At 63.1% G+C, this 12,872-nt stretch carries 11 protein-coding genes and 3 tRNA genes; 9 read left to right on the top strand and 5 right to left on the bottom strand.

What is annotated here, in order from left to right; all coding sequences use genetic code 11:
- Positions 1-66: 66 nt before the first annotated feature.
- Positions 67-930 carry a universal stress protein gene (locus tag J2T47_RS22275; RefSeq protein WP_253451690.1) on the bottom strand — a complete coding sequence of 288 codons (864 nt, stop codon included), beginning with the start codon at positions 928-930 and terminating at the stop codon, positions 67-69.
- Positions 931-1,136: 206 nt separating this feature from the next.
- Between J2T47_RS22275 and J2T47_RS22270 the strand changes: the two genes are divergently transcribed.
- On the top strand, positions 1,137-1,748 hold the full coding sequence (locus J2T47_RS22270; RefSeq protein ID WP_253451688.1) for a tRNA-(ms[2]io[6]A)-hydroxylase: 612 nt from the start codon (positions 1,137-1,139) through the stop codon (positions 1,746-1,748).
- 64 nt (positions 1,749-1,812) lie between these two features.
- Here J2T47_RS22270 and J2T47_RS22265 read toward each other — a convergent pair whose 3' ends face one another.
- From J2T47_RS22265 to J2T47_RS22255, 3 genes are all read right to left on the bottom strand, one after another.
- Entirely contained in the window at positions 1,813-3,141 is a 1,329-nt protein-coding gene (locus J2T47_RS22265) for an SPFH domain-containing protein (protein ID WP_253451686.1), read from the bottom strand.
- Between the two features lie 123 nt (positions 3,142-3,264).
- Complete coding sequence (lpxH, locus tag J2T47_RS22260) at positions 3,265-3,987, bottom strand: UDP-2,3-diacylglucosamine diphosphatase (protein WP_253451684.1); 723 nt, start codon at positions 3,985-3,987, stop codon at positions 3,265-3,267.
- A gap of 4 nt (positions 3,988-3,991) precedes the next feature.
- On the bottom strand, positions 3,992-4,498 hold the full coding sequence (locus tag J2T47_RS22255) for a peptidylprolyl isomerase (RefSeq protein ID WP_184590894.1): 507 nt from the start codon (positions 4,496-4,498) through the stop codon (positions 3,992-3,994).
- Between the two features lie 121 nt (positions 4,499-4,619).
- Here J2T47_RS22255 and J2T47_RS22250 point away from each other — a divergent pair, with 121 nt between their 5' ends.
- Positions 4,620-6,302: a glutamine--tRNA ligase/YqeY domain fusion protein gene (locus J2T47_RS22250; protein ID WP_253451681.1), complete on the top strand. Its 1,683-nt coding sequence runs from the start codon at positions 4,620-4,622 to the stop codon at positions 6,300-6,302.
- A 3-nt stretch (positions 6,303-6,305) separates the two neighbouring features.
- The gene (cysS, locus tag J2T47_RS22245; protein ID WP_253451679.1) at positions 6,306-7,694 is read left to right on the top strand and encodes a cysteine--tRNA ligase; all 1,389 of its coding nucleotides are present in this window, start codon (positions 6,306-6,308) and stop codon (positions 7,692-7,694) included.
- Between the two features lie 62 nt (positions 7,695-7,756).
- On the opposite strand, the gene folD is transcribed toward cysS, so the two are convergent.
- Positions 7,757-8,611 carry a bifunctional methylenetetrahydrofolate dehydrogenase/methenyltetrahydrofolate cyclohydrolase FolD gene (gene folD, locus J2T47_RS22240; RefSeq protein ID WP_253451677.1) on the bottom strand — a complete coding sequence of 285 codons (855 nt, stop codon included), beginning with the start codon at positions 8,609-8,611 and terminating at the stop codon, positions 7,757-7,759.
- Positions 8,612-8,873: 262 nt separating this feature from the next.
- Here folD and J2T47_RS22235 point away from each other — a divergent pair.
- From J2T47_RS22235 to clpX, 6 genes are all read left to right on the top strand, one after another.
- Positions 8,874-8,950, top strand: a tRNA-Arg gene (locus J2T47_RS22235).
- A gap of 31 nt (positions 8,951-8,981) precedes the next feature.
- Positions 8,982-9,057 (top strand) — tRNA-His (locus tag J2T47_RS22230).
- A gap of 52 nt (positions 9,058-9,109) precedes the next feature.
- A tRNA-Leu gene (locus J2T47_RS22225) sits at positions 9,110-9,194 on the top strand.
- A gap of 142 nt (positions 9,195-9,336) precedes the next feature.
- Positions 9,337-10,647, top strand: coding sequence for a trigger factor (gene tig / locus J2T47_RS22220; RefSeq protein WP_054907730.1), 1,311 nt, complete (start codon positions 9,337-9,339; stop codon positions 10,645-10,647).
- 93 nt (positions 10,648-10,740) lie between these two features.
- Positions 10,741-11,379, top strand: coding sequence for an ATP-dependent Clp endopeptidase proteolytic subunit ClpP (gene clpP / locus J2T47_RS22215; protein ID WP_081516473.1), 639 nt, complete (start codon positions 10,741-10,743; stop codon positions 11,377-11,379).
- Positions 11,380-11,486: 107 nt separating this feature from the next.
- Positions 11,487-12,767, top strand: a complete 1,281-nt coding sequence (gene clpX, locus J2T47_RS22210) for an ATP-dependent Clp protease ATP-binding subunit ClpX (RefSeq protein ID WP_017519553.1) — start codon at positions 11,487-11,489, stop codon at positions 12,765-12,767.
- Positions 12,768-12,872 lie beyond the last annotated feature (105 nt).

Genomic DNA, 12,872 nt, shown 5'->3' with positions numbered 1-12,872 from the left:
ACAATAAGAAAGCCGCCCGATGGGCGGCTTTCTGCTTTTGTAGGAGCGAGCTTCAATCCGCGCCCGTCAAGGCTTGGCGGCGATCTCTTCCAGATGGGCGATGATGTCGTCCGGCTTGAGCACCAGGATGTCGCTTTCCAGGGTATCCAGCACCACTTCGGCGGTGTTGCCGATCAGCGCGCCAGCGAACCCGGTGCGCGCCACGCTGCCGATTACCGTCACCGCGGCGTCCAGATTATGCGCCGCGCGGGGGATCAGCACGTCCGCCGGGCCTTCCTCGATGTGCAGGTGCTGGTCATCCACACCGTATTCGGCCTGGAACGCCTTGCACGCCTCGCGGTACTTGGCCTCGATGGTCTCGCTGAGCTGGAAGGTCGGGTCGGCCGCCGAGAGCATGGGCGAGGGGTGTGCGCTGATGACGTGCAGCTGGCCATGGGCAAGGCCGGCGATGTCGTAGGCGTGGCTGACGATCCCGGCGTGCAGGGTACGGTGCTCGATATCGTTGTTGCCCACGTCCACGGCGGCGAGGATGTTGCGTCCGGCCCAGGGCAGGCTGGTCTTCACCAGCAGTACCGGGGCAGGGCAGAAGCGCAGCAGCTTCCAGTCGTCCGGGGTGAGCAGGGCCTTCTTCAACGGGTTGTCCGGGCTGTGCTGCTTGATCACCAGCCCGCAGCCTTCGGCCTGCTGCTCGGCGATGATGGTCTGGTGCAGGTTGTCCTTCCAGGCCTGGCGGCTGGAAGCGCTGAAACCCTCCTGGCGCAGCACCTCGGCGACTTCCTCGAGCTTGGCGCTGTAGTCGGCGCGCCGCTCGCAGGCCAGCAGGTGCAGGTGCGACTGGGTCACGCTGGCGATCAGGCGGGCCCGTTTCAGTGCGAGACCTTCCGGCTGGTCCGGGTCCACGACTACGAGGATGCTACGGATGGCTTGCATGATCGTCTCCCTTCGTGCGCGTTGTTTATGTGGAACAACTGTAGTCGGGATATCTCGTTCATGACGTTGAGGCATATCAACGCCGGAAGCTGGTTCCGCGCGGTGGCATTCGTATAATGCTCCGCCTTTATGGCACCGGCCAGTTGCGCGCCGGTGCGCCAAGCGTTTGCGCGGCCGCGCGGCGGTCTGCGGGTTGGAGAAACAGCATGTTGTCTGAAATCAGGGAATTCCTCGGTTGTGCCACGCCGGACGCGTGGGTGGAAGCCGCGCTGCGGGATCAGGCGGTGATGCTGATCGACCACAAGAACAACGAGTTCAAGGCCGCCAGCACGGCCCTGGCCCTGATCGCCAAGTACAGCGCCCACGAGGAGCTGGTGAACTTCATGTCGCGCCTGGCGCGCGAGGAGCTGCGCCACCACGAGCAGGTGCTGGCGATCATGAAGAAGCGCGGCATTGCCTTGCGGCCGATCTCTGCCGGCCGCTACGCCTCCAGCCTGCGTACCGTGGTGCGCAACCATGAGCCGCAGAAGCTGGTGGATACCCTGATCGTCGGCGCCTTCATCGAGTGCCGCAGCTGCGAGCGTTTCGCCGCGCTGGTGGATCACCTGGACGCCGACCTCGCCAAGTTCTACGGCTCGCTGCTGAAGTCCGAGGCGCGGCACTTCCAGGGCTACCTGAGCCTCGCGCGCCGTTATGGCGATGACGCTGATATCGACCGCCGTGTGGCCGAAATCCGCGAAGTGGAGGCCGGCCTGATCCAGTCGCCGGACAGCGAGTTCCGTTTCCACAGCGGTGTGCCGGTGGAGCAGGCGGCCTGAGTCGTCCGCCGAAATGAAAAAAGCGCCCTGATGGGCGCTTTTTCTTTGTCGCTTCTGGTGGGGCTCAGTCCTTCACCTTCAGGTCCAGCGCCAGGTCGCGCGCGGCCTTGGTCGCCAGTACCCCCATCAGCTGGCCGATCTCGTCCTGACGGCTGCTGGCGCTGTTCTGTCCGCCGGCCATCATGACGCTGGGAACGGGCGCCTGGGCGGCGGCTTCGGCCCAGACCTTGTTGATGGCGATCAGTGCGTCGAGCTTGGGCTGCAGCGCGCCGTCCGCCTTGATCACCGCTTCGCGGGCATAGGCATCGGCGTCGGCGGTGATCTTGGTGGCCTGCGCGGTGACAGTGGCCTTGTCGCGCAGCAGTTCGGCGGTCTGCTTCTCGATCTCGGCGCGCTGCTTCTCGCGCTCGGCGTTGATCACCGCCAGCTGCTTCTCGGTTTCCGCCTGGGTGGTGCGCTCGATCTGGTCGCGCAGGGTTTCCTGGCGCTTGGCTTCCACCTCCTTCTCGCCGCGGGCGGTGACCAGCAGCTTCTCTTCCTCTTCCTTCAGGCGGTTCTGGCGGGCCACGGCCAGTTCGGCCAGCGCCTGCTGCACCTTGACCATGCGCTGCTTGTACTGCGGATTCGGGTCGACGTTGGTGATGCGCGCCTCCACCACTTCCACGCCGAACTTGCGGAACTGCTGCTGCTTGCGCACCGGCAGGCCCTTGGCGTCGATGACCTTCTCGGTGACGAACTGGCTGGCGTTGTTGTCGCCGAAGCTGCCCTGTTCGGTGCCGGCCTGCAGGATGGCGGTCTGGTGCGGGACGGCGCCACGCGGGCCGCGGACTTCCTTGCGCTTGATCAGGTACAGGCCGTCGTTGAGCTGGTTCTCGAACTCCGCGGCGAACTCGCTGCGGGCGCCGGCGTAGTAGTCATCGGCGGTCATCAGCGAGGCGGTGGCCTGGAGGGTTTCCTTGATCGCCGGGACCAGCGCGGTGCGGATGAAGTTGTCCGGGTTGCGGTACTCCTGGGCCATCTTCAGGAACTGGTCGCCGCCGGGCAGGCGGAAGCGTGCCGAGGACTCGACCTTGGCGTCGACGTTGCCGAGGAACACGATGGGGAAGGCTTCTATGGTGGCGCCCAGAGCGTCGTTGTCCGGGTTGTTGTCGTTCTCATCCATGACCAGCACGGACTGCACGCTGATGGCCTTCTTCCAGGTAGTGGCGCGGCCGAACCACTTGGTGGCGTAGCCGACGTCGTCGACGATCTTCTCGTCGCCGAAGATAGTCCGCACGTGGGTCATGTAGCCGGCTTCGTTATAGAAGAAGATGCCGTTGAACAGGATGAAGGCGGCGGCGACCAGCGCCAGGGGCAGGGCGCCGAACTTGATGAGATTTCCCTTGCTGAACATGTTTCTTCCTTGATTGGGCAAACCGCGAATGCTGCGCAAGGCGGTTGGTGCCGGTCAAGGAGAAATGTCTGGCGGTGCGGGTGGGTTAACGCCAGAAGGCCACCATTGCGGTGGCCCGGAGCGTCACAGGGGGAAAGACGCCTGCCGCAGGCCCAGTTCGTCGGCCTCCAGGGCCCAGCCCTGGCGGTCCCAGTCGCCGAGCACTATGCGCCGCGCGGGGCGGCCGTCGATATCCAGTTCGTGGACGGCGGGGCGGTGGGTGTGGCCGTGGATCAGGATGCGCACGCCCTTGGCGCGCATGATCTTCTCGACTTCTGCCGGGGTGACGTCGACGATCTCGCTGGCCTTCATCCGTGTTTGCGCGCGGCTTTCCTTGCGCAGCTTGCGCGCCAGTTTATGGCGGGTCGGCAGCGGCAGGTTGCGCAGGATGAACAGGCTCAGCGGGTTGCGCAGCCAGCGGCGCAGCTTCATGTACGCCACGTCGAGGGTGCACAGGCTGTCGCCATGCATCAGCAGGATCTTCTCACCGTCCAGGTCGATCAGGCTCGGGTCGCGCAGCAGGGTGCAGCCGGCTTCGCGGCAGAAGGCCCGGCCGATGAGGAAGTCGCGGTTGCCGTGCATCAGGTAGATGCGTGTGCCGCGGTCGGACAATTCGCGCAGTGCGCGGGCGATGGAGTGCTGGAACTCGTCCATGCCGTCGTCGCCGATCCAGGCTTCGAAGAAGTCACCGAGGATGTACAGCGCCTGCGCCGTGCGGGCGCGGGTGGCGAGGAAATGCAAGAACGCCCGGGTAATGTCCGGGCGTTCCGCTTCGAGATGCAGGTCCGAGATGAACAGGACGCTCATCGACTCACTCGCCGATGACTTCTGCTTTCTCGATGATCACGTCGTCGGCCGGTACGTCCTGGTGGCCGGAGCGCATGGTGGTGGCGACGGTCTTGATCTTGTTGACCACGTCCATGCCGTCCTTCACTTCACCGAACACGCAGTAGCCCCAGCCCTGTACGGTCGGCGCGCTGTGGTTGAGGAAATCGTTGTCGGCGACGTTGATGAAGAACTGCGCGCTGGCCGAGTGCGGCTCCATGGTGCGGGCCATGGCGACGGTGCCGACCTTGTTGCCGACGCCGTTGTTGGCTTCGTTCTTGATCGACTTGCGGGTGGACTTCTGCTTCATGCCCGGCTCGAAACCGCCGCCCTGGATCATGAAGTTGTTGATCACGCGGTGGAACACGGTGTTGTCGTAGTGGCCGGCCTTCACGTACTCCTTGAAGTTGGCCACGGTTTCCGGCGCCTTGTCGTCGAACAGTTCAAGGGTGATATCGCCGAAGTTGGTCTGCAGTTTGACGGTGGTAGACATCAGGGATTTCCGCTCTTTGTAGAAATAGAAGGCCTGTCAGGGGGTTGACAGCTTCGGCTATGATAAGCGCTTTGGTTTGGCTGGCCTACCCTGGCCGAACACCAGCATGATCAAGGACACCATGAGCAAGCCTACCGCCGATACGAAAGAAGCCACTGTTGCCGCCAACTTCCTGCGCCCGATCGTTGCGGCCGACCTGGAAAGTGGCAAGCACCAGAAGATCGTCACTCGCTTCCCGCCGGAGCCCAACGGCTACCTGCATATCGGTCACGCCAAGTCCATCTGTCTGAACTTCGGCCTGGCCAAGGAGTTCGGCGGTGACTGCCACCTGCGCTTCGACGACACCAACCCGGCGAAGGAAGACCAGGAGTACATCGACGCCATCGAGGCCGATGTGAAGTGGCTGGGCTTCGACTGGGCCGGCCAGGTGCGCTATGCCTCCAACTACTTCGACCAGCTGCACGACTGGGCGGTGGACCTGATCAAGGCCGGCAAGGCCTTCGTCTGCGACCTGAATGCCGAGGAAATGCGCGCCTACCGTGGCTCGCTGACCGAGCCGGGCAAGAACAGCCCGTTCCGCGAGCGTTCGGTGGAAGAGAACCTGGACCTGTTCGCCCGCATGAAGGCCGGCGAGTTCCCGGACGGCGCCCGCTCGCTACGTGCGAAGATCGACATGGCCTCGCCGAACATCAACCTGCGCGACCCGATCCTCTACCGCATCCGCCACGCCCATCACCACCAGACCGGCGACAAGTGGTGCATCTACCCCAGCTACGACTTCACCCACGGTCAGTCGGACGCCATCGAGGGCATCACCCACTCCATCTGCACCCTGGAGTTCGAGGATCACCGCCCGCTGTACGAGTGGTTCCTGGCCAACCTGCCGGTCCCGGCTCAGCCGCGCCAGTACGAATTCGCGCGCCTGAACCTGAACTACACCATCACCAGCAAGCGCAAGCTCAAGCAACTGGTCGATGAAAACCACGTGCATGGCTGGGACGACCCGCGCATGTCGACCCTGTCCGGCTACCGCCGCCGCGGCTACACCCCGGCGTCGATCCGTGCCTTCTGCGACATGATCGGCGTGAACCGCGCCGGCGGCGTGGTGGATATCGGCATGCTGGAATTCGCCATCCGCGACGACCTCGATGCCAACGCCGGTCGCGCCATGTGCGTGCTCAAGCCGCTGAAAGTGGTCATCACCAATTACCCGGCAGGCCAGGTCGAGAACCTCGAACTGCCGCGCCATCCGAAGCAGGACATGGGCGTGCGCGTGCTGCCGTTCAGTCGCGAGATCTACATCGACGCCAGCGACTTCGAGGAAGTCCCGCCGGCCGGCTACAAGCGCCTGATTCCGGGCGGCGAAGTGCGCCTGCGCGGCAGCTACGTGATCCGCGCCGACGAAGCCATCAAGGATGCCGCCGGCAACATCGTCGAACTGCGCTGCAGCTATGACGAGAACACCCTGGGCAAGAACCCGGAAGGGCGCAAGGTCAAGGGCGTGATCCACTGGGTGCCGGCTGCCGAGAGCGTCGAGTGCGAAGTGCGCCTGTACGACCGCCTGTTCCGCTCCGCCAATCCGGAGAAATCCGAAGAAGGCGGCAGCTTCCTCGACAACATCAACCCGGACTCCCTCGTGGTGCTCAAGGGTTGCCGCGCCGAGCCGTCGCTGGCCAGCGCCACTGCCGAGGATCGCTTCCAGTTCGAGCGCGAGGGCTACTTCTGCGCGGACGCCAAGGACTCCAGGGCCGACGCCCTGGTATTCAACCGCACCGTGACCCTGCGCGATTCCTGGGGGCAGTAACGGATGGCTGACTTGCAGATCTACAGCACGCTGTCCAAGACCAAGGACAGCTTCAAGCCGCTGGTAGGCAACCAGGTGCGCATGTACGTGTGCGGCATGACCGTGTACGACTTCTGCCACATCGGCCATGCCCGCGTGATGGTGGCGTTCGACGTCATCGCCCGCTGGTTGCGCCATCGCGGCTATGACCTGACCTATGTGCGCAACATCACCGACATCGACGACAAGATCATCCGTCGCGCCCAGGAGAACGGTGAATCGTTCGAGGACCTGACCGCCCGCATGATCGCCGCGATGCATGAAGACGAGGCGCGCCTGTCGGTCCTGCGTCCGGACATCGAGCCGCGCGCCACCGGCCACATCGCCGGCATGCACGAGATGATCCAGACCCTGATCGACAAGGGTTACGCCTACGCGCCGGGCAATGGCGACGTCTACTACCGGGTCGGCAAGTTCGCCGGCTACGGCAAGCTGTCGCGCAAGAAGATCGAGGACGTGCGCATCGGTGCGCGTATCGAGGTCGACGAATCCAAGGAAGACCCGCTGGACTTCGTACTCTGGAAGGGCGCCAAGCCGGGCGAGCCGAGCTGGGAGTCGCCCTGGGGCGCCGGGCGTCCGGGCTGGCACATCGAGTGCTCGGTGATGTCCACCTGCTGCCTGGGCGAAACCTTCGATATCCACGGCGGCGGCCCGGACCTGGTGTTCCCGCACCACGAGAACGAGATCGCCCAGAGCGAAGCGGCCACTGGCAAGCTCTACGCGGCCAGCTGGATGCACGCCGGCGCAGTGCGCGTGGACGGCGAGAAGATGTCCAAGTCCCTGGGTAACTTCTTCACCATCCGCGAGGTGCTGGAGAAGTACCACCCGGAGGTCGTGCGCTTCCTGCTGGTCTCCAGCCACTACCGCAGCCCGATCAACTACTCCGAAGACAACCTGAAGGAAGCCAAGGGCGCGCTGGAACGGTTCTACACCGCGCTGCGCGGCCTGCCGCAAGTAGCTGCTGCGGGTGGCGAGGAGTTCGTCGAGCGCTTCGGTGCGGCGATGGACGACGACTTCGGTACGCCGGAAGCGGTTGCCGTGCTGTTCGAGATGGTTCGCGAGGTCAACCGCCTGCGCGATAGCGATCCGGCGGCTGCGGCTGCACTGGCGGCGCGCGTGCGTGAGCTGGGGGCTCTGCTGGGCGTGCTGCAGCTGGAGGCCGACGAGTTCCTCCAGGCCGGCGCAGCTGGCAAGGTCGATGCGGCGCAGGTCGAGGCGCTGATTCAGGCGCGCCTGGACGCACGCGCGGCGAAGAACTGGGGCGAGTCTGACCGCATCCGCGACGAGCTGACCGCTCTGGGCGTGGTGCTGGAAGACGGCAAGGGCGGCACGACCTGGCGCCTCGCCGAGTAACTGTCCTCCGAAAACGAAAAAGGCCGCTGATCAGCGGCCTTTTTCTTGCGCATCGAAACCTGTCAGGGGTGCAGGTGTTCGGCGGCGTACAGGGTATTTTCCAGCAGGCAGGCGCGGGTCATCGGGCCGACGCCGCCCGGAACCGGGGTGATCCAGCTGGCGCGCTCGGCGGCAACCTCATACTCGACGTCGCCCACCAGCTTGCCGTCGGCCTGGCGGTTGATGCCCACGTCGATGACGATGGCGCCTTCCTTGATCCATTCGCCCTTGACCAGGCCCGGCTTTCCGGCAGCGACGACCACCAGGTCGGCGCGGCGTACGTGGTCGGCCAGGTCACGGGTGAAGCGGTGGGTCACGGTGACGGTGCAGCCGCCCAGCAGCAGTTCCAGCGCCATGGGGCGGCCGACGATGTTCGATGCGCCGACTACCACTGCGTCCATGCCGTAAAGGTCGACGCCGGTGCTTTGCAGCAGGGTCATGATGCCTTTCGGGGTGCAGGGGCGCAGCAGCGGGATGCGCTGGGCCAGGCGGCCGATGTTGAAGGGATGGAAACCATCCACGTCCTTGTCCGGGCTGATGCGCTCCAGCAACTGGGAGGCATCGAGGTGGGCGGGGAGGGGGAGTTGGACGAGGATGCCGTCGATGGCCGGGTCGGCGTTCAGGCGGTCGATCAGTGCCAGCAGTTCGTCCTGGGTGGTGCTGGCGGCGAGGTCGTACGCCTGGGAGAGGAAGCCGACCTCTTCACAGTCCTTGCGCTTGTGCGCGACATAGACCTGAGAGGCGGGGTCGCTACCGACCAGGATCACAGCCAGGCCGGGGATGCGCAGTCCTTGCTGGCGGCGTTCGTTGACGCGTTGGCCAATCTGCTGGCGGAGGCTGGCGGCGATCGCTTTGCCGTCGATCAGTTTTGCAGTCATGTCGGGGGGATAACCATTAAGGCGGGTGAAAAGAAGGCGCGCATTTTCGCATGCTGCCTCCCTAAGGCAAAGGCGGGAGCCCCTGATTTGGCGTAACTCCTTTATCTCTTTGAACTTTTTTTAAAAAAGTTGTTGACGGGGTATGGCCTCATCGATAACATGCGCCCCGCTTGCCGAGCACAGCCTGAAACACGAAAGAGGCGGTGCCAACCGATTCGGTGGTTTCCACTGAGTCTGCTTAGCAAGGGTTGCCGCCACTAAAGCGCCCGTAGCTCAGCTGGATAGAGCATCCGCCTTCTAAGCGGATGGTCGCAGGTTCGAGTCCTGCCGGGTGCGCCAAGTGGCGTTCGGTACAAGCAAATGTAATATGGTGGGCGTAGCTCAGTTGGTAGAGCACAGGATTGTGGCTCCTGGTGTCGTGGGTTCGATTCCCATCGTCCACCCCATATTCCGAAGCGCCAGGCCTAGAGCCTGGCGTTTTCGTTTCTGCGGTACCCTGCGGACGTGGTGAAATTGGTAGACACGCCGGATTTAGGTTCCGGTGGCGCAAGCTGTGAGAGTTCGAGTCTCTCCGTCCGCACCATCTTCTTTCCATAAGCTCTCGCATCCGTGAATTTCCGCAGCTTCCACTCAGGGTGACTTCTGCATTTCTAGCTACTAGAATGCTTGCCCTTGATTCTGGGAGCCGGAAGGACCGGCTTACGTCTGTGCCACGAGGAATATCCATGCAAGTTTCCGTTGAAAGCACCTCCGCTCTTGAGCGCCGCATGACCGTTGGCGTGCCGGCCGAGCGCATCGAGACCGAAGTCAACAAGCGTCTGCAGCAGACCGCTCGTCGCGCCAAGGTTCCTGGCTTCCGTCCCGGCAAGGTGCCGATGAGCGTGATCCGTCAGCGTTACGAAGCCGCCGCTCGTCAGGAAGCCCTCGGTGACCTGATCCAGGAAACCTTCTACGAAGCCGTGGTCGAGCAGAAGCTGAACCCGGCCGGTGCTCCTTCCGTCGAGCCGAAAGTGTTCGAGAAAGAGAAGGGCCTCGAGTACATCGCTACCTTCGAAGTCTTCCCCGAGTTCCAGGTTGCCGGTTTCGACGGCATCAAGGTCGAGCGCCTGCAGGCTGACGTGGCTGATGCCGATCTCGACAACATGCTGGAAATCCTGCGCAAGCAGAACACCCGCTTCGAAGCCGTTGACCGCGCCGCTCAGAACGACGACCAGGTGAACATCGACTTCGTTGGCAAGATCGACGGCGAAGCCTTCGCTGGCGGTTCCGCCAAGGGCACCCTGCTGGTGCTGGGCTCCGGCCGCATGATCCCGGGCTTCGAAGAAGGCCTGGTCGGCGCCAAGGCCGGTGAAGAGCGCGTTCTGAACGTGACCTTCCCCGAGGACTACCAGAACCTGGATCTGGCCGGCAAGGCCGCCGAGTTCACCGCTACCGTCAACAGCGTCGCCGAGCCGAAGCTGCCGGAACTGAACGAAGAGTTCTTCGCTCTGTTCGGCGTGAAGGAAAGCACTCTGGAAGGTTTCCGCACCGAAGTTCGCAAGAACATGGAGCGTGAACTGCGTCAGGCCATCAAGTCCAAGGTGAAGAACCAGGTGATGGAAGGTCTGGTCGAGACCAACCCAATCGAAGTTCCGAAGGCCCTGATCGGCAACGAAGTCAATCGTCTGCGCGTCCAGGCTGTCCAGCAGTTCGGTGGCAACATCAAGCCCGACCAACTGCCGGCCGAGCTGTTCGAAGAGCAGGCCAAGCGCCGCGTCGTGCTGGGTCTGATCGTCGCCGAGCTGGTCAAGCAGCACGAGCTCAAGGCTGATGAAGCCCGCGTTCGCGAAATGATCGAAGAGATGGCTTCCGCCTATCAGGAGCCGGAACAGGTTGTTTCCTGGTACTACAAGAACGACCAGCAACTGAACGAAGTTCGTTCGGTTGTACTGGAAGAACAAGTTGTAGATACTGTCCTGCAGAAGGCCAATGTGACCGACAAGCAGGTATCCTACGAAGACGCGGTCAAGCCTGCAGAAGCTCCGCAAGCGGCCTGATCCAGCGCTTCGTTCGATTGTCACAAGCCAGCCTTCGGGCTGGCTTGTGCGTCTATAGAGACATGACTTTTTATTAGGGAGTGATCGTCGGACATGCATAATCCTTATATGCCGCAAGTTCCGAACATTCAGGCCGCTGGTGGTCTGGTGCCGATGGTGGTGGAGCAGTCCGCCCGCGGTGAGCGTTCCTACGACATCTATTCGCGCCTGCTGAAGGAGCGGATCATCTTCCTGGTCGGCCAGGTCGAGGACTACATGGCCAACCTCGTGGTTGCCCAGCTGCTGTTCCTCGAAGCCGAGAACCCGGACAAGGACATCCACCTCTATATCAACTCCCCGGGTGGTTCCGTGACCGCTGGCATGTCGATCTACGACACCATGCAGTTCATCAAGCCCGACGTGTCCACCATCTGCGTGGGTCAGGCGTGCAGCATGGGTGCCCTGCTGCTGGCCGGCGGCGCCGCTGGCAAGCGCTACTGCCTGCCGCATTCGCGCATGATGATCCACCAGCCGCTGGGCGGCTTCCAGGGCCAGGCCTCGGACATCGAGATCCATGCCAAGGAAATCCTCTTCATCAAGGAGCGCCTGAATCAGGTGCTGGCGCACCACACCGGCCAGCCGCTGGACGTCATCGCCCGCGATACCGACCGTGACCGCTTCATGAGCGGCGACGAGGCCGTCAAATACGGTCTGATCGATCAGGTCTTCACTCAGCGTCCTTCCGCTAGCTGAGTCTCTCCGCTGTACCGCGGCCGGTAATCCGGCCGCTCGCGGGCTTGAAAATGCCTGCGAATGCCTTCATCTTGTCCTTCACGTATATCCCCGATTGGAACGATCGAATGACTGACACCCGCAACGGCGAGGACAACGGCAAGCTGCTGTATTGCTCCTTCTGCGGCAAGAGCCAGCACGAAGTGCGCAAGTTGATTGCCGGCCCCTCGGTCTTTATCTGCGACGAGTGCGTCGACCTGTGCAACGACATCATCCGTGAGGAGGTGCAGGAAGCACAGGCGGAGAGCAGTGCGCACAAGCTTCCGGCGCCGAAAGAGATCCGCACCATCCTCGATCAGTACGTGATCGGCCAGGAACGTGCCAAGAAAACCCTGGCAGTAGCGGTGTACAACCACTACAAGCGCCTGAACCAGCGTGAGCGCAAGGACGACGTCGAACTGGGCAAGAGCAACATCCTGCTGATCGGGCCGACCGGCTCGGGCAAGACCCTGCTTGCCGAGACCCTGGCGCGTCTGCTCAATGTTCCCTTCACCATCGCCGATGCCACCACCCTCACCGAGGCTGGCTACGTGGGCGAGGATGTCGAGAACATCATCCAGAAGCTGCTGCAGAAGTGCGATTACGATGTCGAGAAAGCCCAGATGGGTATCGTCTACATCGACGAAATCGACAAGATCTCGCGCAAATCCGACAACCCGTCGATCACCCGCGACGTGTCCGGCGAAGGCGTTCAGCAGGCCCTGCTGAAGCTGATCGAAGGCACCGTGGCTTCCGTACCGCCCCAGGGCGGCCGCAAGCACCCGCAGCAGGAGTTCCTGCAGGTCGACACCCGCAACATCCTGTTCATCTGCGGTGGCGCGTTCGCTGGCCTGGAAAAGGTCATCCAGAACCGTTCCACCAAGGGCGGCATCGGCTTCAACGCCGAGGTTCGCAGCCAGGAAGCGGGCAAGAAGGTCGGCGAAGCGCTGCGTGAGGTCGAGCCGGAAGATCTGGTGAAATTCGGCCTGATCCCCGAGTTCGTCGGTCGCTTGCCGATCATCGCGACTCTTGACGAGCTGGACGAGCCTGCGCTGATGCAGATTCTGACCGAGCCGAAGAACGCGCTGACCAAGCAGTACGCCAAGCTCTTCGAAATGGAAGGCGTGGACCTCGAGTTCCGTCCGGACGCGCTCAAGGCCGTCGCCCGTCGCGCGCTGGAGCGCAAGACCGGCGCCCGTGGCCTGCGTTCGATCCTCGAAGGCATCCTGCTCGATACCATGTACGAGATCCCCTCGCAGAACGATGTCAGCAAGGTGGTGATCGACGAAAGCGTCATCGAGGGCTCCTCCCAGCCGCTGCTGATCTACGAGAACAGCGAGCAGCCGGCCAAGGCTGCACCTGACGCCTGAAACCAGAAGGGGCCCTAGGGCCCCTTTTTTCTTCCCATCTACCGCGCTTGTTTTTTCCCAGTCCTAACCCCATCTTAGGCCGAAGGGTCCAATCCCATCGTTTTG

Origin of the sequence: Pseudomonas nitroreducens (assembly GCF_024170165.1) — a bacterium.
GTDB lineage: Bacteria > Pseudomonadota > Gammaproteobacteria > Pseudomonadales > Pseudomonadaceae > Pseudomonas > Pseudomonas nitroreducens_C.
This window is presented reverse-complemented; position numbering and strand designations above follow the sequence as displayed.